This window comes from Micromonospora sp. NPDC048868, assembly GCF_043198195.1.
GTDB classification, from domain to species: domain Bacteria; phylum Actinomycetota; class Actinomycetes; order Mycobacteriales; family Micromonosporaceae; genus Micromonospora; species Micromonospora reichwaldensis.
Genome location: NZ_JBICUN010000003.1, coordinates 402,111 through 426,291, shown reverse-complemented (window position 1 = coordinate 426,291; position 24,181 = coordinate 402,111). Strand labels below are relative to the sequence as shown.

Here is a 24,181-nt window from a genome sequence, read left to right as displayed (position 1 = left end):
GCGAGGATAAGAGCGGGCCGCCCATCGCGGATGCGGCCCGGACAAGCCTATGTTCCTCGTGTTCGCGGCAGACGCCGCCGCAACACGACCGGCCGTCCGGATGCTGTCGTGACCTGGCGGCATGGACCACAATGGAGGGCTCGGGCGGGGGACGGTGACCGGGAGGGCCGAGTTGGGTCAGGACGACGAGGGCAGCGGCAACCCACCGGCGCCGGAATCCGTGGCGGCCGCCACCGCCCGCCGGTCGAGGGCCCGGCAGGTGCGCCTGGCCGCCCTGCTGCTCCTGCTGGTGGTGATCGTGGCGGCCACGGTGCGGGTGATCGTGGCGACCGGCCCGCCCACCTGGGACGAGCTGCGTGAGCGGGCGGGGCTGACCAACCGGGACAGGCTGGTCATCGGGGTCAAGGACGACCAGCCGGGTGTGGCGCAGAAGCTGGAGAACGGCGCGTTCGAGGGCTTCGACATCGAGATCGCGTACATGATCGCCGAGGACCTGGGGTTCGACGCGCCGGAGGTGACGCTGCTGGCGATCGAGAGCGAGGACCGGGCCCGCCGGCAGGCGCGCGACGCCGGCGGCAGCTTCGTCACCGTCGACCTGGTGGTCGCCTCCTACAGCATCACCGAGCAGCGCCAGGGGCAGGGCGTGGTCTTCTCCTTCCCCTACCTGGAGACGGAGCAGTCGGTGGTGACGCTCGCGTCCGACAGCCGCAAGGTCGCCAGCCTGCGCGACCTCGACCGGGCGAAGGTCTGCACGCTGGGCACGTCCACCTCGGAGCGGCGCCTCCGAGACGCGGGCGCGAGCCCGATCGGCCGCAACCGGATCAGCGAGTGCATCCAGGCGCTCTACGACAGGGAGGTCGACGCGGTCACCACCGACGCGGCGATCCTGGCCGGCTTCGTGGGCCCCCGCCCGCCGGGTGAGCTGCCGCCGGCGGTGAAGCTGCGGGGGCGCCAGGAGTTGCAGCACTGGGACATCGGCGAGGAGGCGGCGGAGAAGTGGGGCGTGAACACCGGCCCCGATCCGGCGATGCGGGACCTGGTCAACCTCTCCCTGCAGCAGTCGGCGGAGGGGCCCGACGGCTACCGGTGGAAGGCGGCGTTCGACCGGTACCTGGCCTCGGAGCAGCAGTACAGCAACCTGCAGCAGGTGGCGGTCGGCCGGCAGCCGGAGCCCGAGGAGAAGGTGGAGGTGCGGCAGTGGCCGTGGGAGAGATGGGCCCTGCCGTCTCCGAGCCGGCCGCGATCGGGCGCGCCGACCGTCGCCCGGGCACCAAGCAGGCACAACAGGCGCAGCAGTGGCTGCTGACGCTGCTGCCCGCGTTCCCGGTGCTGCTGCTGGTGCTGCGGCTCTGGCGGCTCAGCCGGCAGGACATGCCGACGATGCTGCTGCTGGTGCAGTACGTCAGCCCGCTCGGGTTGCTCAGCGCCCTGCTGATCGCGCTGGTGTGGGCGTTCCCGCTTGTGGTGCTGGTGCTGACCGTCCTCGGCCGGCTGCTCCAGGTCAGCGCGCCTGACCGGTTCGACCCGGATCGCTCGCTGCTCGCCTACGGCACCGTGCGTACCCCCGGTTGGGTGCTGGTGGCGGCGATCGCCCTGGCGGCGCTCACCTGGCAGTTGCGGTTCCTGCCGCTGCTGATGATGCTCGCCCTCTGGCTGCTGGCGCTGCGGACCCGGCTCCGGTACCCGGACCGACCCCGCCTGCTCCTGGTCACCACCCTGGTGCTGCCGGTCGTGGCGGCGACCGCGAGCTACGCCTGGCTGGCGCCCGCCGTGCCGGCCGCGGTCCGCGACGGCGAACTGGCCACGGCCCTGTTGCTGGTCGTGCCCCCGCTGGGAGCCGTGGTGCTCACCGGCCCGGTGCCGCGCCCGGTCGCCCCGGCGCTGACCCACAGCCTCGCCTACGCGGTGGCGGCGGTGGTGCCGCTGGTCACGGGGGTGGTCTTCCTGCGGGTGCCGCTGCTGCCCGCGGTCGCCGTCGAGGTCGGCCCGGAGGCGGGCCCGGTGCGGGAGGTGGTACGCGGCCAGGCGGTCACGGTGACCGACCGGATGACGATCGTGCTCGACGGGCGGGGCGAGGTGCGCTTCCTGCCGAACGACCAGGTACGCGGGCAACTCCTCTGCCCCGACCCGGGGCGGATCCCGGTCACCCGCGTGGACGTGTACGGCTGGCACGTGGAGGAGACGGCGCTGGACTGGATGATCCCCCGGCAACCGGTGGGGCGGGCGGACCCGCGCTGCCTCGGCCGGGTGCCCGCCGGGGACCCCGCCGAACCGTCCGCGCCGCCGTCGCCCGGGCCCGCCGGGTCGTCCGCGCCGCCGTCCTCCGGCCCCCGCTGACGGCCGGCGGGCGGGGGAGGCGACGGGGGCGGGCGACACCGGCGTGCGGGCGCGGCGAGGGAGCGGTCAGCCCCGTCGGGCGGTGCGGCCCTTGAGGTGGCGGCCCAGCTCCCGGGCGATCTCCCGCTCGGCGTCGCGCTCGGCGAGCGCCTGCCGCTTGTCGTACGACTTCCTGCCCTTGGCCAGGGCCAGCTCGACCTTCGCCCAGCCGCCCGAGAAGTACATCGACAGGGGCACCAGCGTCAGGCCGCCCTCGCGGGTCCGCTCCAGGATCCGGGCGATCTCCACCCGGCGCAGCAGCAGCTTGCGGGTGCGCCGGGGCGCGTGGTTGGTCCAGCTGCCGAAGCCGTACTCGGCGATGTGCAGCCCGTAGAGCATCAGCTCGCCGTCGCGCTCCTGGGCGAAGGCGTCGACCAGCGACGCCCGACCCTCGCGCAGCGACTTGACCTCGGTGCCGGCCAGCACGATGCCCGCCTCGTAGGTCTTCAGGATCGTGTAGTCGTGCCGCGCCTTCTTGTTGGAGGCGATCAGCCTGCGCTCGTTCTGCCGGGCCGCGTTCACCCGGCCGAGGATATCGGCTGCCGGCCGGGGCTGGCCGGCCCGGCGCCGATGCGGTGGCGGGTCCGGCCGAATCCGATGGCGCCGGCGGCGCCCGGCGGGGGAGACTCCGCCAATGGATCACCGGGCGATGGTGCGGCTGAGCAAGCGGATGTCCCTGGCGTTGCGGCACGAGCCCGCCCGGTTCGGCCTCGTGCCCGACCGGGCCGGCTGGGTGTCGGTCGACGACCTGCTCGCCGCGCTGGGGATCGACCGCGCCGACCTGGACGCCGTGGTGGCCGGCAACGACAAGCAGCGCTTCGCCGTGGAACGCGGTGCCGACGGCGTCGAGCGGATCCGGGCCAACCAGGGGCACTCGATCCCGGTCGACCTGGAACTGGCGCCCAGCGCGCCGCCGGCACGGCTCTACCACGGCACCAGCCGCGTCGCGCTCGACTCGATCCGGTCCACCGGCCTGCACCGGGCCGGCCGGCACCACGTCCACCTGTCGCCGGACCTGGCGACCGCCCGACGGGTCGGTGCCCGCCGGCCGGGCGAGCTGGTGGTGCTGACCGTGGACGCGGCGGCGATGGCCCGCGACGGGCACGCCTTCTATCGCAGCGCCAACGACGTCTGGCTCACCGACGCGGTGCCCGCCCGGTACCTGGCCGACTGAGCGGTCCGGCTCAGCCCGCGCGCCGGGCGAGGAATTCGGCGAGCACCCGGGTGTGGGTGGAGAAGGCCAGCTCCGTCGGCTCGGTGAGCACCAGCCACTCGGTGGCCTCCTCGGTCGGCGCCGACGGCGGCAGCGCCTCGGCCCGCCGTTCGGGCAGCTCGCCGAAGACCATGATCGTGCCGCCGGCCGGGGCGCCGTGCACCGCGAGGAGTCGGGCGTCCGCGGCGTCGGCGCGCAGGCCGGTCTCCTCCCACAGCTCCCGGACCAGCGCCTCCTGCCACTCCTCGCCGTACTCGATGAAGCCGCCCGGCAGCGCGAGCTGGCCGCGGGCGGGCTCGATGTCGCGGCGGACGACCACCACCCCGAGGCCCCGGGCCGTGCGGACCGGCAGCACCGCCACCGCGACGGGCAGCGGGTTGCGCCAGACCGTCGCGCCGCAGGCCGCGCAGGCCCGCGGCCAACCGGCCCCCGCCGGATAGGCGGCGCCGCAGAAGGAGCAGTGGGAGTACGCCACGGCGGTCATGCCGCAGCACGTTACCCGGCGCACCGGTGGCCGCCGCGAGCCGCCGCCCGAGGCGTGCGGCGGCGGCTCCCGGCGGTCACGGGCGGCCCGCGCGAAGTGCGTCCCGGGCCGCCATGAGGGCGAAGCCGAGCAGGTTCGCGCCCTGCCAGCGCGCCGGATCGTCCGCGCGCGGGTCGTCGGCGGTCAGGCCGATGCCCCAGACCCGGTCGAGCGGGCTGGCCTCCACGAGCACCCGTTCGCCGGTGCCGAGCAGGTACGCCCGCAGGTCGTCGTGCTGGTCGAACTTCGCGACGCTGCCCGCCACCACGATGTCGAAGCGCCGGGCCTCCCAGGTCGCCTGGTCGAACCCCCGCACCTCGCGGCCGAGCGACTTGGCGCGTTGGGGGTGCCCGGCCGCCAGGATCCGCTCGGCGACCGCCGCGTCGCCGAACAGCATCGCCTTGTGCCACATCATCCAGTGCTCGGCGGTGGCGTACGTCCGCTCGCCGTCGGTGAACGGGGCCGGCCACCACTGGCTCAGGCAGCCGGGCCCGACGCTGCCGTCACGCTGCGGTCGGTGACCCCAGAAGTGCAGGTAGCGGATCTTCTCGCCGGCGTTGACGGCGGCGACGAGCTCGGTGACGGATCGCGGCGACATGGCGGCGAGTCTGCCCGAGGGGTCCGACGGAACGCGCGCGCTTTTCCGGCCGGCCGCCGGCGCGGTCAGGCCGGCGGCGCCCCGGTGTAGAAGGCCGTGGTGCGCTCTGCGGCGCCCCGGGCGGCCTCGGCGTCGGTGCCGTCGGCGACGCTCGCCTCGCCCCACCGCTCGCTGCTCGCCGTCACGAACTGCCGGCCCTGCTCGGACACCGACCAGGCCTCGCCCTCCTCCGGCGTGACCCCGCTGCCGTCGGCGGCCAGGTACGACGCCAGGCCGAGCAGCGCCAGGTCCCAGCCGACCCCGACCGCGCCCGGGCCGAACTGGTCCCAGCGCTCCTGGTCGACGTGTGCGACGTGCTCCAGCTCGAACCGGGTCCGGTCGTCCCCGACCGGCGTCAGCCGCACCTCGATCCAGCTCACCTCGCCGCCGAACTCCCAGGTGGCGGCGAAGCCCTTCGGCGGATCGCAGCGCTCGATCGTGCCGCCGGCGTTGCCCTCCAGCTGGTAGCGGCCGTCCAGCCGCAGGTCACCGGAGATCGGCATGAACCAGCGGGGGATCCGTTCCGCGTTGGTGCAGGCGTCCCAGAGGTCCTCCAGCGACGCGTCGTACGTCTGGCTGATGGTCATCACCCGGGCCTCGCCGGCCTCCAGCACCCGCCGGCCGAGCTGGCGGCGTACGGCGTTGATCTGCTCGGTCGCGTCGATCATCGGTCTCTCCCGTGGTCGGTCGTGTCGTCTGTCGTGGGCGGCTGCTCGCGCAGCCGCCGTTCGCGCTTGCCTCGGGCCAGCTCGGTGGCGAGGGCGTGCAGGGGCGGCGTCCAGAACCGGCGGAAGTTGTCGAGCCAGCGGTCGACCTCCCGCAGCGGCCGGGGATCGACGGCGTAGAGACGCCGGGTCCCCTCCGCCCGCACGGTGGCGAAGCCGTTGTCCCGCAGCACCTTCAGGTGCTGGGAGACGGCCGGCTGGGAGATCCCGAACTCCCGCCGGATCACGTCGCACAGCCCGCCGGCGGTCGTCTCGCCGTCGGTGAGCAGTTCGAGGATGCGGCGCCGCACCGGGTCACCGAGTACGTCGAAGGCGTGCACGGAACCCTTTATATCAGCCATCCCTTATTTAAGCGACCCGTGATGGGTCGGTGTGTCGCCGACGCCTGCGCGGAAGCGTCGGGGATACGACTCTCCACGGGTCGGTGCGAAGATCCGCACGACGCTACCCTGGCATCGACGGACATATACTTTCCGTACGATCGTGGGACCCGTGAGCGGAGGCGGGCGTGCCACTCTTCTTCCTGAGCTACGCCCATGAGGACAACCGCAACGGCCAGGTGCAGGAGTTCTTCGGCGATCTCAGCGAGGCGGTGGCCCGGCTGGCCGGCGTGGGCTGGGACCAGGCGGGATTCGTCGACGGGCAGATGCCGCTCGGCGCGACCTGGTCGCAGGAGCTGGCCGACGCCCTCGCCACCAGCTCCTGCCTGGTGGCGCTGACCTCCCCCCGCTACGTGGTCAGTGACTACTGCGGGCGCGAGTTCCGGGTCTTCGCCGACCGGGTCGACGCGCACGAGCGGGAGTTCCGTCGCCGTCCCCCCGCCGTGCTGCCGATCCGCTGGATCCCCTACGACCGCGTGCCCGAGGCGCTGACCGGCTTCCAGCACAAGAACTTCCCGGCCGGCGCCGTGTACGCCCAGGACGGGCTGCTCACCCTCAAGCAGCGCCGCCGGCACCACGACGAATACCAGGACTTCGTCGACGCGCTGGCCAAGCACATCGTGCAGACCGACCGCGAGCACCGCCTGCTCCGGCCCGCCCGACGGCCGGTGCTCGCCCAGGTCACCAGCGCCTTCGAGACCACCCGCAGGCGGCCGGCACCCGGCTCGTCCGCCGCCCGGTCGCCCCGCTCGACAAGCGCCCGGCACGTCTGGTTCGTCCTGGCCGCCGGCAGCGCGGCGGAGCTGGCCGGCACCCGCAGCGGGGCGGAGGAGCGCTACGGCGCGCTGGCCCGGGACTGGCGGCCGTACCGCCCCGAGCTGGAGGCGCCGATCGGCAGCTACGCCGGGGCGGTCGCCACCACCAAGAGCTACGGCTGGACGGTCGAGGACGCCGTCGACCTCGCCGAGGTGCGGGAGTGGGCCCGGGCGCACAACCAGATCGTCGTGCTCGTGGTGGACGTCTGGTCGGCCGGCCTGCCGCGCTACGAGCTGAGCCTCGTCGGCTACGACCGCGACCCCGACACCACCACCCCGGTGCTGGTGCCGTGGACGGCCGCCGACGACGCGGCGGCCGACGGCAACCAGCGGCTGTGGGAGACCCTGGCGCGCGTCCTGTCGCACCACGTGGTGCGCAACGATCCCGCGATGTGGCGACCGGAGATCGCCACCGCCGGCCGCTTCCACGCCGAGCTGGAGGACGCGCTGGTCGTGGCCCAGAGCCGCATCTACCGCACGGGCACGGTCTACCAGGAGCCGCCGTCGGACGGCCCGGTGCACCGCCCGATCCTCGAAGGTCCCTGATGGAGGCGGTCAGCCGATGGCGGTGAACGACGCGGCACGCGGGCAGATCGTCACGTTCTACTCCTACAAGGGCGGCACGGGACGCACGATGGCGCTGGCCAACGTGGCCTGGATCCTGGCCAGCCAGGGGCTCCAGGTGCTCGTGGTGGACTGGGACCTGGAGTCGCCCGGCCTGCACCGCTACTTCCATCCGTTCCTGCGCGACTCCGAGCTGCGCGCCACCCCCGGGGTCATCGAGATGATCTGGGATTACTCGATGGCCACGATGCAGCGCAACCCCGGCGACGACCCGCAGGAGCTGCTCGCCGGGCACGCCAAGATCCAGCGGCGGGCGGTCTCGCTGAACTGGGAGTTCCCGCACGGTGGCGTGATCGACTTCGTGGCGGCCGGCCAGCAGGACTCGGCGTACTCGCGGTTGGTGAGCACCTTCGACTGGTCGAACTTCTACGAACGCCAGGGCGGGGCGGCCTTCTTCGACGCGGTCCGCGCGCAGATGCGCGCCGAGTACGACATCGTGCTGATCGACAGCCGTACGGGCCTGAGCGACGTCGCCGGCATCTGCACCGTGCAACTGCCCGACACCGTCGTCAACTGCTTCACCATGTCGACGCAGAGCATCCGGGGCGCGTCGGCCGTGGCCCGCTCGATCCGCGCCCAGCGCCCGGACGACCCGCCGCTGCTGGTGCCCGTGCCGACCCGGGTGGAGGACGCCGAGCTGCGCAAGCTGGAGACCGGCCGGGACCTGGTCCGGGCCGAGTTCGCGTCGTTCCTCGACCACCTCTCCGACGCCGCGCGGGCCCGCTACTGGAACACCATCGAGGTGCCCTACCGCGCGTTCTACGCCTACGAGGAGATCCTCGCCGCGTTCGGCGACCGGCCGGAGCAGGCGGGCACCCTGCTGGCGGCGTACGAGCAGCTCGCGTCGGTGGTCACCGGTGGCCGGGTCACCCGGCTGGAGCCGATGCCGGAGGAGGAACGGCGCCGCTCGCTGACCGCGTTCGAGCGGTCCCGGCTCACCGCCGAGCAGACCGTGCTGGTCGGCTACGCCTCGATGGACCGGCTCTGGGCGGAGTGGATCAGCGACCAGCTCGAGGAGGCCGGGCTGCGGGTGGACCGCCGCGCGGTCGACGTGCCGGTGCGTGCGGGTGGCCGCACCGAGTTCGACCGGGCCCTCGCCGCCGCCAGCCGGGTGCTGGTCGTGCTGACCCGGCACTTCGCGGCCACGCCGCTGGCGGGGGAGGCGTGGAAGGCCGCCGCCAGCCGGGACCAGGTCGCCGGCACCGGCGTGCTGGTACCGCTGCGAGTCGACGAGTCCCGGCTCGCCCTGCCCTACACCGACCGCACCCCGGTCGACCTCAGCGACGTCGACGCCGGCACCGCCCGGACCCTGCTGCTCGAGGAGGTGGGCGCACCCGCGCACGCGGTGACCGGGCGGTCGGTCGGCCGGTTCCCCGGCTCGTTCCCGGCGGTCTGGAACGTGCGCCAGCACGGCACCACCTTCGTCGGCCGGGCGGCGCAGCTGGAGGCGCTGCGCGACCGGCTGACCGCCTCGCCCGCCTCCGGCGTGCAGGTGATCCACGGTCTGGGCGGGGTCGGCAAGACCCAGCTCGCCGCCGAGTACGCGCTCCGCTTCGCCCGCGACTACGACGTGGTCTGGTGGATCCCCGCCGACAGCGAGGAGCGGATCCGGGGCGGGCTGGCCGACCTCGCCGAGGCGATGGGGCTCGGCGCCGGCGGCGGAGGCGAGGCCGTCCGGCGGGTGCTCGACGCGCTGCGCCGGGGCGGCCCCGGCCGGCGCTGGCTGATCATCATGGACAACGCCGACGAGCCGTCGCGGGCCACCCGGGCGCTGCTGCCGCAGGGCCCCGGGCACGTCCTGCTCACCACGCGCGACCAGACCTGGAGCGAGTACGCGGGCGCCACCGAGCTGACGGTCTTCGACCGGCTGGAGAGCGTCCAGCTGCTGCGCGAGCGCGTCCGCGGCCTCACCGAGGAGGAGGCGACCCAGGTCGCGGAGAAACTCGGCGACCTGCCGCTGGCGGTGGAACAGGGCGCCGCCTACCTGCGGGCCACGGCGCTGCCGGTGCAGCAGTACCTCGCCTCGCTGGACACCCCCGGCCTGCTGCGCATCCTCGAGGGCCGGCAGTCGGCCGGATACTCCAAGACGCTCGCCGCGACCTGGCTGGTGACCCTGCGCCAGCTGCGGCAGGAGAAGCCCGCCGCCGCGCGCCTGCTGGAGCTGTGCTCGTACTACGCGCCGGAGCCGATCCCGGTCGCGATGCTCACCGGCGAGCGGTTCGCCGTCTTCATGGCCCCGTTCGACCCCACCCTCACCGACCCGATCCTGCAGGGGCTGGTCACCGCCGAGCTGGGCCGCTACGGCCTCGCCCAGGTCGACGCGGAGAACAACACCGTCCGCATCCACCGGCTGGTGCAGCTCGTCATCAAGGACCAGCTCGACGACCCCGCCGAGACCCGCCGCCAGGCCCAGTCGCTGCTCGCCGCCGCCAGCCCCCGCGACCCGGACAAACCGGCCAACTGGCCGCGCTACGCCGAGCTGTGGCCGCACGTACGTCCCTCGGCGCTGCACGAGTCGACGGCCGAGGAGGCCCGCCAGCTCGTCGCCGACACGGTGCGCTACCTCTACCGGCGCGGGGACTACGAGTCCGCGCGCTCGCTGGCCGAGGACGCGTTGGAGCGCTGGCGCGACACCGACGACGACGACCCCACCACGCTGCGGATGCGGTTCCACCTGGCCAACGTCCTGCGCGCGCAGAGCCTCTTCGACCGGGCCTTCGAGATCGACCAGGACGTCTACGACCGGCAGCGGCGGATCTTCGGCGAGCACCACCTCTACACCCTGATGACGGCCCGCAGCCTCGGGGCCGACCTGCGCGCCCAGGGCCGCTACCACGACGCCGAGCAGCGCGACCGGCGCACCCTGGAGCTGAGCGTCCGCAGCTTCGGCGAGGACAGCGGCCGTACGCTGACCGCCGAGAACAACCTCGCCGTCTCGCTGCGGCTCGTCGGCCACTTCCGGGAGGCGGCCCAGCTCGACCAGCACATCTACGAGCGGCGCCGGGAACGCTTCGGCGACGAGGACCCGTCCACCCTCGCCTCCGCCAGCAACTACGGCCGGGGCCTGCGCGACACCGGGGAGCTGTGGCGCTCGCACAGCGTCCTGCAACGCACCTCCGCCAACCAGCAGAAGATCATCGGCCCCGACCACCCGGAGACCCTGCGTACCGCCAAGGAGCTGGCGCTGACCCTGCGCCAGCTCGGCCGCTTCGCCGACGCGCACCGGGTGCTCGAACGCACGGTGGTGCGCTACCAGCGCACCCTCGGCGGCGAGCACGCCGACACCCTCTCCTGCGAGATGGCGCTGGCGACCACCTGGTCGGCGGTGGGCGACAACCCGACCGCGCTGCGGATGGCGCGGCGGCTGCGCGACGCGTACACCGAGGTCCTCGGCGCCGACCACGCGATCACCCTGGCCTGCCTCAACAACCTCGGCGTGTTCCTGCGCAAGGGCGGCGAACACCCCCAGGCGCTCGACCTCGCCCAGCGGGTCCGCGACCAGCTCCTCGCCAGCCTCGGCGAGCGGCACCCGCACACCCTGCTCGCCACGCTCAACCTCGCCAACGACCTGTTCGCGCTCGGCGAGCGCGACGCCGCCCTGCTGCTGGACACCACCGCGTACGTCGAGTTGATCCGGGCCCTCGGTGCCGAGCACCCGGACAGCGTCTCGGCGGCGCTCAACCTCGCGGTCAGCAGGATCGCCACCGAGAGCGAGGCCGACGCCGGGCGCGCCCTCTACGACGACGCGTTCGGCCAGCTGGTGCAGCTGTTCGGCGGCGACAACCCGCGGGTGGTCCAGGCCCGCCAGCGCGACCGGTTCAACGGCTACATCGAGCCCGCCCTGCTCTGAGCGCCCGCCCTGCTCTGAGCGCCCGCCCTGCGCTGGGCCCGCCCTGCGCTGGGCCCGCCCTGCGCTGGGCCCGCCCTGCGCTGGGCCCGCCCTGCGCTGGGCCCGCCATGCGCCGGGCACGGCCGGGAGGGCGCGCTAGTCGGGGCCGCCGGCCAGCCAGGTCGCGACCGCCAGCGGGTCGGCGCCGGGCAGCCGCCGGCACAGCGCCCGGACCAGGTCGGGGCGGGTGGTCAGCACCCGCGCGGCGGCGGTACGCCCCAGCCGCCCGGCGGCCAGCGCGACGCCGACCAGCGCGTCGGCGTCACCGGGGTCCCCGGCGAGCCGGCGGCGGTAGCCGACCAGGGCGCCGCCGGCGTCCCCCGCCGCGTACGCCCGGTCGGCGCGGTCCACCCGCTCCGTCGCGTCCGCCTCGCCGCTGCCCGTGCCGCCGTGCTCCGTCGTCGCCAGCAGCCGCCGCCGCACCGCCGCCTCCGCGCCGGTGTCGCCGGTCGACGCGGGCCGGGCCGGGCCGGGTACGACGGCGGGTGCGGCGATCGGCGGTGGGGGCCGACCCCGCCGCCACGCGTGCGCCACCTCCGTTACGCCGTCGTCGTCGGGAACCAGGTTGGCCAGCGCCCAGCGCACCGCCCCGCCGTCCGCGACGTCGCGCGCCGCCGCCTCGACCCGCGCGTCGCCGGTGGGCTGCCAGCCGCGCAGGGTGCCGGCCATGCCCGCCACGAAGGCCCGCCCGTCGTCGGTCAGCTCCGCGCTGCCGGCGAGCTGCGCGACGGCCCGCGCGGTCTGCACCCGCCAGTACGCGTACTCGAACGCGCAGCGGATGTCCTCGTGCCGTCGGCAGCGCCACACCTCGGCCACCCCGAGGTGGGCGTACGCGCCCTGCAACAGCGCGCCGACGGGGCGGGGGTCTGACCGCCACGGCGCCCGGTAGCGGGCCGGGCCGCCCGGCGCGTGCAGCGGCAGCAGGTCCAGTAGCGCGCCCAGCTTGGTGTGCTGCAACTCGTGCACCAGCAGCAGCGCGAGCGTCTGCGGGTCGGCCGGCACGGAGAGCGCGATGGCACCCAGTGCGGCGCGGCTGGTGGCGCTGACCGGGTGCCCGGACGGCGGCGGCGTGAGCGGCACCAGCGTACGCAGCAGCGTGGCCAGCCCCCGTGTGTGCGCCGGCAGCCGGTCGGTCAGCCAGTGCCACGCCTGCCCGGTCAGCCGGTCGAGCCGCTCCGCCGTGGCGTCGTCCAGGCGGCTCGCCGGCGGCCGGTGGTAGCGGCTCCGGTGCGGATCCTGGTCGTCGACGAGCACCCCGGCCGGAGGCGCGTCGCGGCCCGGGCTGAGCCGGCGGCTCGGCAGCCACCCGCGTGCCGGGGCGTGCCCGTCGCCCGACCCGTCGGTGGCGTGCACGGCGCCGGCCGACCCGTGCACCGACAACCCCGGCGGCGGGGGGCCCGCGCCGGCCGCCCCGGGGGGGTAGCGCCGTCCCGTGCCACGCACGAGCGCGGTGCCGGCGCCGAGCCCGACCGCGCCGCCCACCGTGGGCAGCAGCAGCGCACCCTGCGGGCAGGGCACGGCGAGCGTGAAGGCAATGCCCGCGCGCAGCGCGGCGGCCGCCGCCAGCCCGGCCAGGTAGGCCGCGTCGGGGCGGCCGTGCAGGGCGTCCGTGGCCCAGCCGGTGACCGGCGGGTGGGCCAGGACGTGGGCGACGGCCGCCGGATCCGCCCGCTCGGCGAGGGCGAGCAGGGCGAGGCACCGCGCGGCGGGCGAACCGGTCCCGTCCGCGCGGGCGGCGGCGACGGTCAGCAGCCGCCGCCGTCCGAGCTGACCGGTGCGCAGCACCTCGAGCGTGGCGTCGTCGCCGTGGCCCGCGGCGAGGCCGGCGAGCTGGGCGGGGGAGAGCACCACCGACTCACCGCCGCCGGGCCGGGGCGGCGTCGGGCGGAGCGGCCAGGGTGCGGCGGCGCAGGGCGTCGACGTCCGCCGCCACCACCCGTCGTACGTGGTCGATGAGCCGGTAGAGGTCGGGGCAGTAGACCGACGGGTGCGCGAAGCCGGCGCCGGCGCGGAAGCGGTGCGCGTACAGGCCGCCACCGCAGGCGCTGAGCACGGGGCAGGCCCGGCACGCGGCGGCCAGGACGGCCGGACCGGTCGGCCGGCCCGCCAGTGCCGGGTGCCGCAACGCCTCGTCGAAGGAGTGGCGGAAGACGTCGAGGCCGGTACGCATCGACGCGTCGTCGGTCGTCTTCAGGGTGTCGGTGCCCTCGATGGTGCCGTCGGTCTCGATCGTCATGACGTCCGGCTCGGCGAAGCCCACCGCCCGGGTGCCGCTGCGGCCGCCGAGCACCAGCGCGATCAGCGACTCGAACAACCGGATCCCGGTGCGGCGGGGCGTCGTGGCGTACCAGCGGTCGAAGACGGCCACCAGCCAGTCGCCGTACGGGGTGTCGGTGCCGCCCGGCCGGCGCCCGGGCGGGGGAGTGCTCCAGTTGCCGTGCGGCAGCAGCAGGTCCAGGCGGGGCGGGTCGAACGCGAGCAGCGACTCGTAGACGCCCACCGGGTCGTTGGCCAGGTCGACAGTGCAGAGCAGTCCCGCCCAGCGGGACCGGTGCCGTGGGCGGCCGAGCAGCCGCAGCGCGGCGGCCACGTCGGCGAAACTGCCCCGTCCGTCGGGGTAGCGGCGGTGCAGGTCGTTGGCGGCCCGGCCGCCGTCGAGGCTCACCCCGACGTCGATGTCGTGGCGGTGGCACAGCGCCAGGAACTCATCGTCCAGCAGCACGCCGTTGGTCTGCACGCCGACGTCGAGCGCCGCGCCGGGGGGCAGTGCCGCCCGCAGGGTGCGTACGGTCCGGTCGAGGGTCGCCGGACCGGCCAGCAGCGGCTCGCCGCCGTGCAGCACGACGCGTACCCGGTCGGGGCCGTGCCGTGCCAGGTGCTCGCCGAGGCGCCGCGCGACCTGGGCCACGGTCCCCGGCGCGATCACCCGGGGCCGCTCCCGCCACCGCTGGTCGGCGCTTCGGTAGACGTAGCAGTGGTCGCACGCCAGGTTGCAGCGGCTGTGCACCTTGAGCACGAGTTGCCGGACCCGGGCCGGCGGCGCCGCGCCGGCCACCGGGGCGGGCCCGCAGGACCCCGCCGCCGGTGCCGGGGGGTCGTGCCGGGTCGGCGGACGGGCGTGGTCAGGGTGGGGCGGGGCGGCCGACGTCGGGGCGTCGGCGGACACGTCAGAAGCTCGACTCGAACGCCGACACGTCGAGCTGCCGGCCCGGCTCGTCGCCGGCCACGAGCGTGGCCAGCACGTGGGCCAGCACTCCGTCGCCGGCACCGGCGAGCAGGTCGGCCAGCGGTACGTCCCCCAGCCGCACCAGGGCGGCCCCCGCATCCACCGACGGTGGCGGCAGCTCGGTCTCAGCCACGGTGGACCGTCCGGCGACCGTGTGCCCTGCCGCGCGTCATCGCTGCGCTCACCCCGCCTTTTCTACACCATCGGGTGCCTGCCCCGACGGCCCGACACCGCACCCCGGGGCGGGCGTCGGCGGCACCCCGACGGCCCCGGCCGAGCGATCCGCCGCCGGTGTGTCCGGCAACGGGGACGCGTCCGGCGGCGTGCGGTGACAGGTGGTGGACCCGGGTGGCACCGGCACTGCCCGGGACCGCGATGACCGGTGACATCCCGCCTCCCGTCGGCGTCGGTGTCCGAAGCATAGGGGCGCGGCGGCCTCCGCAGCGACCACCCTCCGTAAACCCGACTCAGGGTCTGTCGTACCCGTGGTCCATGATCCATGTCGTCACAGCGACGCCGGCGACCCCTCCGGCGTGCGGATGGTCATGGGCGGCGCCGGGAGCGGCGGACGGGAGGTCGGACAGTGGCTGACGCGGAACGGACCGCGTGGCGACGGCGCAGCACGGTGCGGGTGGTGCCGCCCGCGCGGCCCCGCAAGCTGGCCAAGGTGCCCTTCCTGGAGCTGGCCGACGGGCGGTTGCAGGGCGTGGTCTCCAGCGGGTCGGACGTCGACCGGGTCTACGTCTCGTCGATCGCCTCCGGCACCCACGCCTACCACTGCAGCACCAACAACAACCGCCCCTGCGGCGGGCTGCGCGGCGCGCCGTGCAAGCACCTGCACGCCCTGGCCGACGAGGCACTGCTCCAGTACGGCGCCGACCGCGTCGCCCGCTACCTGCGGGTCGACGTCGGCGCGGGGGTGGACACCGCCCGGGAGCTGCTGGCCGCCCTCGCCGGGCGGCACGAGCCGACCCCCGCCGCCGTCGTGTTCAGTCGCTTCCTGCGCCACCTGTCCTACCTGGAACTGCCCGGCAGCGCGGTCCCCCTGCCCGAGCTGCACTGGTTCCCGGCCACCGGGGCGGGCCGCTGATGCTCGGCACGCAGCTCACCGTCCTGCGCGACGGCACCCCGACCGGCCTGACCGACGCCCTCGACCTGGTCGCCGGCCTCGACGACGCCCTGCTCCGCGGCCTTGCCCGGGTGGGTGAGGCCGACGCCGCTGCGCTCGCCGCCATGGCCGGCGCGCTGACCGCCACCCCGCTCGGCGACCGGCTCGCCGAGGCGGTGGCCAAGGTGACCGCCGGCTCGGTGGCCGAGGAACACCTGCTCGCCCTCGCCGGCGCCCGGTGCGCGCTGCTCGGCGCCGCCCACGACGCGCTGCTCGGGCAGCTCGACACCGCGCTGGGCCGGGCCCGCGCCCCCTGGGCTCCCGGCCCGGTCGAGTCCCCGGGCACCGGGTCAGCGGCCCGCGCCGGCGTCCGCGCCTGGCTGCACGAGGTGGCGGTGACCGGGTGGGGCGGCGTCGACCACGAGCTGGTGGCCGCCGCGGGGGCGCCGGTCGAGGCCGCCCTCGCCGAGCCCGGCCTGCGCCGGCTGGCGGTGCTGCTCGACGGGCTCGCCGCCGAGCTGCGCGCCTGCGTGCCGGTCGCCACGATGGCGCAGCCGCCGCTGCGGCGCTGGGCCGACCTCTGGGCCCGGGGCGTGCTGCTCGCCCAGGACGCGGCGGCCGAGTCCGTCCCGACCGCCGTCGAGGAGGTCTCCGGGCGGCTGCTCGTGCTCGGCGTCGACGTGCACGAGCACGACACCGCCGTGCAGGCGCAGGTGCACGCGATCCTCGAACCGGCCGACGGCGGGCCGCCGCGGCTGGTCCGCTGCGCGGTCGGCGCGGTCAAGGTGGAGACGATCGTCGGGCCCGCGCTGTGGCGGCTGCTGGACGCCCATCCCGTGCTGCTGGCCGCGCTGGCCGAGCGGCGCAGCCTCACGGTCACCGGGCTGCCGCTGCACGGGGCGGACCTGCTCTGGCGGGACGACCGGGTGCGACCCGGCGAGCCGGCCGACCCGTTCGCCACCGCCCGGGTCCTGTTGCCGACGGCCGTCGCGGCGGCGCCGGCGCCCCTGGAGCGGCATCCCGTCGGGATCGCCGAGCCCGTGCTGGTGGAGGGCTACACCGTACGCGACGACGACGGCACGACGACCTTCGACATCGGCGGCCAGTCGATCGCCGTCGAGGTCCACCGGCTGCCGTCCTGCGGCCCGCTCACCCCCGCGCTGGTGGCCGCCTCGTCCGCGTGCCTCGGCCTGATCCGGTGGGACGACGGACGGTGGTCGCTGCAACCCCTGGCGGTGCGGGCCACCGTCAAACGCCAGCCGGTCGAGGCGCACACCGGCGACTGGGCGGGCGGGGTCACCGACCCGAAGATCGCCAAGGCCGAGGCCAAGGCGGGCGACGCCGTGGCGGTGCTGCGCGAGCGCGCGGGACGGTTGCTGCGCCGATGAACGACTCCCCGACCCCCGCGGACCTCGCCGACGCCAACCGGCGCCAGGTGCTCTACTGGCGGCTGCTGGCCCGGCTCTTCGACCCCGACGAGCAGCCCGCCCTGGAGTCGGCCAGCATGGCGGTCGTCGAGGACCTCGGGCTGCCGGCCGCCCTGCTGGACCCGGCGGTGTCGGTGGACACCGTCGTCCAGCGCTTCCCGGCCGTCGCCGACGAGCTGCGCGGCCTGCTCAGCCCGACACCCGACGCCCCTGCGGCCGCCGACCTTCCCGACACGCCGGCTGGCGGCCTGCCCGCCGAGCCGGCTGCCGGAGTCGCCGCGTCGGCTCCCGAGCCGCCCGACGGGCCCGCGCCCGGCACCGCCAGCACAGCGGCACCCGGCGAGGCCGCCGTGCCGGGCGCCGACCCTGCCACCGCGCCTGCCGTCGAGGCGGGTGGCGACGGGCCGCCGGGCGCGTCGGGTGCGCCCGGCGCCGCCGAGGTACGCCGCGCCGCGCTGGTGTCGAAGCTGCTGCTCAACGTGTTCGCCACCGGCCACGGGGCGGTCGACGCCGGCCAGTTGGCCCGGTGGCAGTCCGACGCCGGCTGGTTCGAGCAGGCCCTCGGGATGGAGCCCGGCGGGCTGCGCCGGCAGGGCGGCGGCGACGGTCTCGGCGGGGTGCTGGCCGGCATCGAGGGCGACCTGGTCCGCCGGATGCACCTGCGGGAGGTGCTGGCCGACCCGGTGCTGGCCAGCCGGCTGACGCCCAGCATGTCGCTGATCGAGCAGCTGCTGCGGGACAAGGCCAACCTCTCCGGGGTGGCCCTGGCCAACGCCAAGGCGCTCATCCGCCGGTTCGTCGACGAGGTCGCCGAGGTGCTGCGTACCCAGGTCGCGCAGACCAGCGTCGGCGTCGTCGACCGGTCCGTGCCGCCGAAGCGGGTCTACCGCAACCTCGACCTCGACCGCACCATCTGGCAGAACCTGACCAACTGGAGCCCGGAGGACGAGCGCCTCTACGTCGACCGGCTCTACTACCGGCAGACCGCCCGCCGGGTCACGCCGGCCCGGCTGATCGTGGTGGTGGACCAGTCGGGCTCGATGGTCGACTCCATGGTCAACTGCACGATCCTCGCGTCGATCTTCGCCGGCCTGCCCAAGGTGGACGTGCACCTGATCGCGTACGACACGCGGGCGCTGGACCTCACGCCGTGGGTGCACGACCCGTTCGAGGTGCTGCTGCGTACCAAGCTGGGCGGCGGCAACGACGGCCCGGTCGCGATGGCGCTGGCCCGCCCCAAGATCGTCGAGCCGAAGAACACGGTCATGGTGTGGATCTCGGACTTCTACGAGTTCGACCGCTCCCAGCCGCTGTTCGACGGCATCGAGGCGGTGCACCGCTCCGGGGTGCGGTTCATCCCGGTCGGCTCGGTCAACAGCTCGGGCCAGCAGAGCGTCAACCCCTGGTTCCGGCAACGCTTCAAGGACCTGGGCACGCCGGTCATCTCCGGTCACATCCGCAAACTCGTCTTCGAGCTCAAGAGCTTCCTCACCTAGGAGAACAACCCCTCATGTCCGAGATGCTCCGTGCCCCCGCCGAGGTCAAGTACGCCGAGGAACTCGACTTCCTGGAGTCGGTCGACACCGATCCGAAGCCGTTCTCGTGGCGGCTGAGTCCGCGGATGGTCCGCCTGTTCATCCTCGGCTCGGAACGGGCCGACGGGCTCGACCGGGAGATCCCGCAGAAGTGGTTCGGCGACCGCACGTTCGTCGAACGCAGCATCGTGACCCTGGCGTCGGACCGGGGCCTGCTGCTGATCGGCGACCCGGGCACCGGCAAGAGCTGGCTGGCCGAGCTGCTGTCCGCCGCCGTCTGCCGCAACTCGACCCTGGTGGTCCAGGGCACCGCCGGCACCACCGAGGACCACATCAAGTACTCGTGGAACGTCTCCATGGTCATCGCGCGGGGCCAGTCCCGGGAGTCGATGATCCCGTCGCCCATCATGACGGCGATGGAGCAGGGCACCGTCGGCCGGTTCGAGGAGCTGACCCGCTCCACCAGCGACGTGCAGGACGCGCTGATCTCGATCCTGTCGGAGAAGTACGTCTCCATCCCGGAGCTGGACCACGACAACATCGTCTTCGCCAAGCCCGGCTTCTCGATCATCGCCACCGCGAACAGCCGGGACCGGGGCGTGAACGACCTCTCCTCCGCGCTCAAGCGGCGGTTCAACTTCGTCCGGATCCCCGTGGTGACCAACAAGCGCAGCGAGGCCGAGATCGTCCGCTTCCGCACCGAGGAACTGCTGCGCCGCCACCAGATCACGCTGGACGTGCCGCCCACCCTGCTCGACATCCTGTTGCAGAGCTTCGCCGACCTGCGCGCCGCCGCCACCTCGGCGACCAGCGACGACGAGAAGCTGGAGTCGGCGCTGTCCACCGCCGAACAGATCGGCGTGCTGGAGGACGCCATCCTGCACAGCCAGTTCTTCGGCGACCGCACCCTGCGCGCCGCGACGCTGGCCGGGTCGCTGGTCGGCTCGCTGGCCCGCCGCAGCCCCGAGGACCTGGCGATCCTCAACAAGTACCTGCACGGGGTGGTCGAGCCGCGCGCCAAGCAGGACGGCGGCTGGGAGGGCTTCCTCGACGGTGGCCGCCAGGCGATCGCCGCCCTGTCGTGACCGCCCCCACCACCGCGGGGCCGTTCGGCGCGCTGCGCGAGCAGCTCACGGCCGCCGCGGGCGCTTTCGCCGGCAGCTCGGGCGCCGTCGCGGAGATCCTGGCCGGCATCGTCGACGACGTCGACCGCGCCCTCGGCGAGGAACTGGAGATCTTCCCGGTCTGCCACCACTCCCCGGCGTCCGCGCTGGCCATGGTCCGCAGGCTGCGCGCGAAGCAGCCGAAGGTGATCTACCTGGAGCTCTGCGAGGACCTCCAGCCGCTGCTGGGCGAGCTGCGCAACTGCAGTCTCCCGGTGGCCGTGCAGGCCTTCGCCTCGGAGCTGGACGGCTTCCCGGCCGACTGGGGGCCGCTCAGCGTGGTCGCGCCGATCACCGAGGCCAGCGCCGAATACCAGGCCATCGCGTACGCGCTGGAGACGCCGGGCGTCGAGCTGGTGCTGGTGGACCGCTCCACCGACCACGTCTTCCAGTGGTCGCCGCGCCGCCCCGCCGACGAGGCCCCGGCCGGCGGGGACGTCGAGGCCGCCGCGCCGGCGGGGGAGGAGGCTGCCCTGCACGGCGACGCGGTCGGCGTCGAGATCGGCGACCTGCGGCCCCGCTTCGCGGAGCTGGAGGCCTACCTCCTGCACCACGGCAAGGTCCGGCACTGGTCGGAGTGGTGGGACCAGTACGTCGAGCAGCCGCTGGCCGACGCCGACCACGACACCTACCGGCAGGTGATGGTGCTGATCGGCAGCCTGTTCCGGCGGCTGCGCCCGGCCGGGGCGGAGCGGCAGGACCGCGACGAGGACCGCGAGCGCTACATGTGGACCCGGATGCGGCAGCACCTCGCCGCCTCCGGGGCCGATCCCGCCGACTGCCTCTACGTCTGCGGCGCGTTCCACGCCGCCAGCCGGGTGGAGCAGTTCGGGCTGCGGTCCGACGCCCCCTTCGAGATCAGCCCGCGCACCGGCACCCGATGGCACTACGGGCTCATCCCGTCCAGCCACTCCGCCATCGAGGCGCAGTTCGGCCTCGCGCCCGGCTCGGTGTCGATCGCCTCCGCCACCTGGACGAAGGCGGTCGCCCGCACCAAGCTGAGCCCGTTCCGGCTGGAGGGGCAGCGGGGCGGCCGGACCCGCACCGGTGGCCGCCGCCGCGCCACCCCGGCACCCGCACCCGCCGCCGGGGTCGCCGACCGGCTCTCCGGCTACCTGGCGCAGCCGCCGGCGACGCAGGGACTGGACGAGGCGGAGCTGCGCGGCTGGTGCGTCGACATCGTCCGGCTGGCCCGGCGCAACGGCTACCTGGCCAGCACCGCCGACGCGATCGCCGTCTTCGAGACCTCGATCCTCCTCGCCGGCCTGCGCAACCGCGCGCGCCCCACGCCGTACGACTTCGCCGACGCGGCGGTCACCTGCATCGAGAAGGACGTCGTCCCGGGCCGCCGGGACGTCCGCCGGCTCTGCGAGATCCTGTTCGGCGGCGACCGGGTCGGTCAGGTGGGCTACGAGGCCCTTCCGCCGCTCGCCCGCGACGTCCACGACCGGCTCGCCCCGCTCGGGCTGGACCTGGAGAAGCGCACGATCCAGCGGGCCCTGGTGGACCTGCGGGCCAACCCCGAGCTGGTGCCCTGCTCGGATCTGCTGTGGCGGCTGCGGCACCTGCTGCCCCGCGACGCGGTCCGGCCCATCATGGGCGAGCGCCGGTTGGGGCAGCGCTCGATCCAGGAGAGCTGGGACCTGGCCCTCGGCCGCAGCCAGCGGGCGCTGATCGAGCTGGGCTACGAGGGGGTGACCGTCGAGCAGGTGCTGGAGCAGCGCCTGCGCCGCGCCGTGCGGGGCCCGGAGGCGACGGCCTCGGTCGCGCTGGAGGCCGTCGAGGACGCCATCCGGCTCCTCGACAGCCCGCGCCTGGTCGACGAACTCGGCGCCCGGGCGGTGGAGCTGCTCGCCGCCGAACGCACCGTCGACGACGCCCCCGAGGTGCTGCGCCGGATCCGGCGGCTGCTGGCCCACCACCGCGCCACCGGGCCGCTGCCGGCCTGGTGCGAGGCGTTCGTGACCACCGGGTACGCGCACTACTGCACCCTGCTGCCCACGGCGTTCGTCGACGAGGAGAGCGGCGTGCGTCAGGTCGGCGCCATGCTGGGCTTCCTGTTCGGCATGGAGAGCCTGGCGATCTCCCTGGGCTGCGACCGGTCCCAGCTCGAACTCGCCGTCGCGCAGTCCCATCCGGAGACGCCGGCCAAGGTGGCGCTGCTCTGGGCCGCCCGGCACCAGTTGGGCCTGCTGCCCCTGGCCGAGTTGCGCGAGCGGTGCGCCGCGCTGCTCGCCAACCCGCTGGTGGTGCCCGCCTTCCCGCAGTACCTCAGCGGCTTCGTGCAGGCCCTGGAGCCGGTGCCGGGGCTCGCGCCGTTCGTCGTGGAGGTGATGTCGTCCGCGTTCGCCCGGTTGCCCGACCCGGTCCTGCTGCCGTGGCTGCCCACCCTGATCACCACGTTGCGCGAGCACGGCGCGGAGCTGGTGCCGCTGCTGGTGCGGGAGGCGGGGCGTACGTTCCCCGGCTCGCTGGCCGCGCTGGACGCCTGGGTGCCGCCGTGGTCGGCCTCGGCGCCGCCGTCGACGCCGGCGGTCCCCGCCGCCGTGTCCGGGCCGGTCGCCGCGCTGCTGGAGGCCAACCCGCAGAGCGTGGACGCCGTCGCCGCGCTCCTCGGTTGCGACGGCGGCTGGCGCGAGCCGGACGCCGCCACCACCGCCGTTCCCGCCGGCCTGACCGCGCTGCTGGCGGCGCATCCGGAGACCGTCGACGCCGTGGCCGACCTGCTGGCGGCCACCCCGCGCTGACCGGCGCCGGCCGTCGGCGGCCACCCCGCGCTGACCGGCGCCGGCCGTCGGCGGAGCAATTTCCGGCGGGTTGTCGATCCTGGCCCGCTCCGTTCGTGTGGAGGATGAGAGGCCGGCGGCACCGTCGGCCGCCGACGCGGGGAGGGGCCATGAAGCAGTACCTGCTCAGCATCCACCAGCCAAACGGTGACGGGCTGCCGGACCCGGAGTTCCTGGCCGGGGTGATGCGCGAGTTGGGCGCCATCCGGGAGGAGTTGGAGGCGTCCGGCTGCTGGGTGTTCGGCCAGGGGTTGCACGCGCCCGACACGGCGACCGTGCTGCGGCCGTCCGACGGCGAGGTGCTGGTCACCGACGGGCCGTTCGTCGAGGGCAGGGAACACCTCGGCGGGATCACCATCCTCCGGGCGCCCGACCTCGACGCCGCGCTGGCGTGGGGCCGCCGGTACGCGCTGGCCACCACCCTGCCGATCGAGGTGCGCCCCTTCCAGGGCGAGAGCTGACCATGCCCGACGTGGAGGCGGTGTTCCGCGCGGAGTACGGCCGCGCGGTCGCCGTCCTCGTCCGCCTCCTCGGCGACATCGACATCGCCGAGGAGGCGGTGCAGGAGGCGTTCACGGTGGCGGTGGCGCGGTGGCCCGAGACCGGGCCGCCGCCCAGCCCGGCCGGCTGGATCATCACCACCGCCCGGAACCGGGCCGTCGACCGGCTGCGGCGGGAGGCCTCCCGCGCCGACCGGTACGCCCAGGCCGCCCTCCTGCACGTCCGCGACGTACCGCCCGAGGAGGGACCCGTGCGCGACGACCGGCTCCGCCTGATCTTCACTTGCTGCCATCCGGCGCTCGGCCCCGCCGCCCGGGTCGCGCTGACCCTGCGGCTGCTGGGCGGGCTGGGCACCGCCGAGATCGCCCGGGCGTTCCTGGTGCCGGAGGCGACCATGGCCCAGCGGATCGTCCGGGCCAAGGCCAAGATCCGCGACGCGGGGATCCCGTACCGGGTGCCCGGCGACGCCGACCTGCCGGACCGGCTCCCCGCCGTGCTGGCCGTGCTCTACCTGATCTTCACCGAGGGGCACACCGCCAGCTCCGGCGACCGGCTGGTCCGCGACGATCTGTGCGCCGAGGCGATCCGGCTCGGCCGGCTGCTGGTGCGGCTCATGCCGGACGAGCCCGAGGCGCTGGGGCTGCTGGCGCTGATGCTGCTCACCGAGGCGCGCCGCCCCGCCCGCACCACGGCCGACGGCGCGCTGGTGCCGCTGCCCGAGCAGGACCGCCGCCGGTGGGACGCCGGGCTCGTCGGCGAGGGGCAGGCCCTGGTCCGCCGCTGCCTGCGCCGCGACCGGCCGGGGCCATACCAGATCCAGGCCGCGATCGCCGCCGTGCACAGCGACGCGCCCGACGCCGCCGGCACCGACTGGGCGCAGATCCTCCGGCTGTACGACCAGCTCACCGCGTACGCCCCGGGGCCGGTGGTGGCGCTGAACCGGGCCGTCGCGCTCGCCGAGGTGGCCGGGCCGGCAGCGGGGCTGGCCGCCGTCGAGGTGCTCGACCTGGCCGGGTACCACGTGTTCCACGCCGTCCGGGCGGACCTGCTGCGGCGGCTCGGCCTGGCGGGGGAGGCGGCGCGGGCGTACCGGACGGCCGCCGAGCTGACGGACAACGCGGCCGAACGCGCCTTCCTGGACAGCCGGGCGACGTCGGTGCTGACGGGCGGTTGACGCCCGCGCCCCGCGCGTTTGTCCAGCCAGTGGGCCGGGAACTCGGGTCGTCCGGCAGCGCGGCGCCCGGCGCGTCGCC

19 protein-coding genes and 2 pseudogenes are annotated in these 24,181 nt (G+C 75.1%); 13 read left to right on the top strand and 8 right to left on the bottom strand.

Annotation, left to right across the window (positions count from 1 at the left end; translation table 11 throughout):
• Positions 1-172: 172 nt before the first annotated feature.
• A complete protein-coding gene (locus ACGFNF_RS06895; protein ID WP_357576357.1) occupies positions 173-1,306 on the top strand; it encodes a transporter substrate-binding domain-containing protein in 1,134 nt (377 codons plus the stop codon).
• Complete coding sequence (locus ACGFNF_RS06890) at positions 1,198-2,337, top strand: hypothetical protein (RefSeq protein WP_357576356.1); 1,140 nt, start codon at positions 1,198-1,200, stop codon at positions 2,335-2,337. The genes ACGFNF_RS06895 and ACGFNF_RS06890 overlap by 109 nt, the downstream gene beginning before the upstream one ends.
• A 66-nt stretch (positions 2,338-2,403) precedes the next feature.
• On the opposite strand, the gene smpB is transcribed toward ACGFNF_RS06890, so the two are convergent.
• On the bottom strand, positions 2,404-2,898 hold the full coding sequence (smpB, locus tag ACGFNF_RS06885) for an SsrA-binding protein SmpB (protein ID WP_393166311.1): 495 nt from the start codon (positions 2,896-2,898) through the stop codon (positions 2,404-2,406).
• Between the two features lie 112 nt (positions 2,899-3,010).
• Between smpB and ACGFNF_RS06880 the strand changes: the two genes are divergently transcribed.
• Entirely contained in the window at positions 3,011-3,550 is a 540-nt protein-coding gene (locus ACGFNF_RS06880; protein WP_393166309.1) for an RNA 2'-phosphotransferase, read from the top strand.
• A gap of 10 nt (positions 3,551-3,560) precedes the next feature.
• On the opposite strand, the gene ACGFNF_RS06875 is transcribed toward ACGFNF_RS06880, so the two are convergent.
• From ACGFNF_RS06875 to ACGFNF_RS06860, 4 genes are all read right to left on the bottom strand, one after another.
• Positions 3,561-4,073, bottom strand: coding sequence for an NUDIX domain-containing protein (locus ACGFNF_RS06875; protein ID WP_357576353.1), 513 nt, complete (start codon positions 4,071-4,073; stop codon positions 3,561-3,563).
• A gap of 76 nt (positions 4,074-4,149) precedes the next feature.
• The gene (locus tag ACGFNF_RS06870; protein WP_357576352.1) at positions 4,150-4,710 is read right to left on the bottom strand and encodes an NADAR family protein; all 561 of its coding nucleotides are present in this window, start codon (positions 4,708-4,710) and stop codon (positions 4,150-4,152) included.
• A gap of 65 nt (positions 4,711-4,775) precedes the next feature.
• Entirely contained in the window at positions 4,776-5,417 is a 642-nt protein-coding gene (locus ACGFNF_RS06865; RefSeq protein ID WP_393166307.1) for an SRPBCC family protein, read from the bottom strand.
• Positions 5,414-5,794 carry a helix-turn-helix transcriptional regulator gene (locus ACGFNF_RS06860; RefSeq protein WP_132234872.1) on the bottom strand — a complete coding sequence of 127 codons (381 nt, stop codon included), beginning with the start codon at positions 5,792-5,794 and terminating at the stop codon, positions 5,414-5,416. The genes ACGFNF_RS06865 and ACGFNF_RS06860 overlap by 4 nt, the downstream gene beginning before the upstream one ends.
• Before the next feature lie 188 nt (positions 5,795-5,982).
• On the opposite strand from ACGFNF_RS06860, the gene ACGFNF_RS06855 reads away from it, so the two are divergent.
• Entirely contained in the window at positions 5,983-7,215 is a 1,233-nt protein-coding gene (locus tag ACGFNF_RS06855; RefSeq protein WP_393166305.1) for a TIR-like protein FxsC, read from the top strand.
• A gap of 16 nt (positions 7,216-7,231) precedes the next feature.
• A complete protein-coding gene (fxsT, locus tag ACGFNF_RS06850; protein WP_357576349.1) occupies positions 7,232-11,143 on the top strand; it encodes an FxSxx-COOH system tetratricopeptide repeat protein in 3,912 nt (1,303 codons plus the stop codon).
• 135 nt (positions 11,144-11,278) lie between these two features.
• Here fxsT and ACGFNF_RS06845 read toward each other — a convergent pair whose 3' ends face one another.
• From ACGFNF_RS06845 to fxsA, 3 genes are read right to left on the bottom strand one after another with little or no spacing between them, the layout of a single operon-like run.
• On the bottom strand, positions 11,279-13,033 hold the full coding sequence (locus ACGFNF_RS06845) for an aKG-HExxH-type peptide beta-hydroxylase (RefSeq protein WP_393166303.1): 1,755 nt from the start codon (positions 13,031-13,033) through the stop codon (positions 11,279-11,281).
• Between the two features lie 4 nt (positions 13,034-13,037).
• On the bottom strand, positions 13,038-14,348 hold the full coding sequence (locus ACGFNF_RS06840; RefSeq protein ID WP_393166301.1) for an FxsB family cyclophane-forming radical SAM/SPASM peptide maturase: 1,311 nt from the start codon (positions 14,346-14,348) through the stop codon (positions 13,038-13,040).
• Between the two features lies 1 nt (position 14,349).
• Positions 14,350-14,541, bottom strand: a complete 192-nt coding sequence (gene fxsA / locus ACGFNF_RS06835) for an FxSxx-COOH cyclophane-containing RiPP peptide (protein WP_132234860.1) — start codon at positions 14,539-14,541, stop codon at positions 14,350-14,352.
• Positions 14,542-14,991: 450 nt separating this feature from the next.
• Here fxsA and ACGFNF_RS06830 point away from each other — a divergent pair, with 450 nt between their 5' ends.
• The 8 genes and pseudogenes from ACGFNF_RS06830 (at position 14,992) to ACGFNF_RS06795 (ending at position 24,102) form a co-directional block, all read left to right on the top strand.
• Positions 14,992-15,498 carry a hypothetical protein gene (locus tag ACGFNF_RS06830; RefSeq protein ID WP_132234858.1) on the top strand — a complete coding sequence of 169 codons (507 nt, stop codon included), beginning with the start codon at positions 14,992-14,994 and terminating at the stop codon, positions 15,496-15,498.
• A complete protein-coding gene (locus tag ACGFNF_RS06825; protein WP_393166299.1) occupies positions 15,498-16,904 on the top strand; it encodes a hypothetical protein in 1,407 nt (468 codons plus the stop codon). Before ACGFNF_RS06830 ends, ACGFNF_RS06825 begins: the two co-directional genes overlap by 1 nt.
• Positions 16,901-17,167: pseudogene (locus ACGFNF_RS06820) on the top strand (VWA containing CoxE family protein); the annotation flags it as partial. The gene ACGFNF_RS06825 and the pseudogene ACGFNF_RS06820, both read left to right, overlap by 4 nt.
• A gap of 102 nt (positions 17,168-17,269) precedes the next feature.
• Positions 17,270-18,439, top strand: a pseudogene (locus ACGFNF_RS06815) (VWA domain-containing protein); the annotation flags it as partial.
• Between the two features lie 14 nt (positions 18,440-18,453).
• Complete coding sequence (locus ACGFNF_RS06810; protein WP_357576343.1) at positions 18,454-19,563, top strand: AAA family ATPase; 1,110 nt, start codon at positions 18,454-18,456, stop codon at positions 19,561-19,563.
• Positions 19,560-22,388 carry a hypothetical protein gene (locus ACGFNF_RS06805; protein ID WP_393166297.1) on the top strand — a complete coding sequence of 943 codons (2,829 nt, stop codon included), beginning with the start codon at positions 19,560-19,562 and terminating at the stop codon, positions 22,386-22,388. The genes ACGFNF_RS06810 and ACGFNF_RS06805 overlap by 4 nt, the downstream gene beginning before the upstream one ends.
• 149 nt (positions 22,389-22,537) lie before the next feature.
• Entirely contained in the window at positions 22,538-22,888 is a 351-nt protein-coding gene (locus tag ACGFNF_RS06800; RefSeq protein ID WP_393166295.1) for a YciI family protein, read from the top strand.
• Between the two features lie 2 nt (positions 22,889-22,890).
• Positions 22,891-24,102 (top strand): RNA polymerase sigma factor, encoded by a 1,212-nt coding sequence (locus ACGFNF_RS06795; RefSeq protein WP_393166293.1) that lies wholly within the window; start codon positions 22,891-22,893, stop codon positions 24,100-24,102.
• Positions 24,103-24,181: the final 79 nt, after the last annotated feature.

What these genes read in the sequence shown, in the direction of transcription:
- ACGFNF_RS06870 (WP_357576352.1), bottom strand. Translation starts at nt 4,710, where the DNA reads ATGTCGCCGCGATCCGTCACCGAGCTCGTCGCCGCCGTCAACGCCGGC.
- ACGFNF_RS06880 (WP_393166309.1), top strand. Translation starts at nt 3,011, where the DNA reads ATGGATCACCGGGCGATGGTGCGGCTGAGCAAGCGGATGTCCCTGGCG.
- ACGFNF_RS06810 (WP_357576343.1), top strand. Translation starts at nt 18,454, where the DNA reads ATGTCCGAGATGCTCCGTGCCCCCGCCGAGGTCAAGTACGCCGAGGAA.
- ACGFNF_RS06875 (WP_357576353.1), bottom strand. Translation starts at nt 4,073, where the DNA reads ATGACCGCCGTGGCGTACTCCCACTGCTCCTTCTGCGGCGCCGCCTAT.
- ACGFNF_RS06825 (WP_393166299.1), top strand. Translation starts at nt 15,498, where the DNA reads ATGCTCGGCACGCAGCTCACCGTCCTGCGCGACGGCACCCCGACCGGC.
- ACGFNF_RS06800 (WP_393166295.1), top strand. Translation starts at nt 22,538, where the DNA reads ATGAAGCAGTACCTGCTCAGCATCCACCAGCCAAACGGTGACGGGCTG.
- ACGFNF_RS06795 (WP_393166293.1), top strand. Translation starts at nt 22,891, where the DNA reads ATGCCCGACGTGGAGGCGGTGTTCCGCGCGGAGTACGGCCGCGCGGTC.
- fxsT (WP_357576349.1), top strand. Translation starts at nt 7,232, where the DNA reads ATGGCGGTGAACGACGCGGCACGCGGGCAGATCGTCACGTTCTACTCC.
- ACGFNF_RS06865 (WP_393166307.1), bottom strand. Translation starts at nt 5,417, where the DNA reads ATGATCGACGCGACCGAGCAGATCAACGCCGTACGCCGCCAGCTCGGC.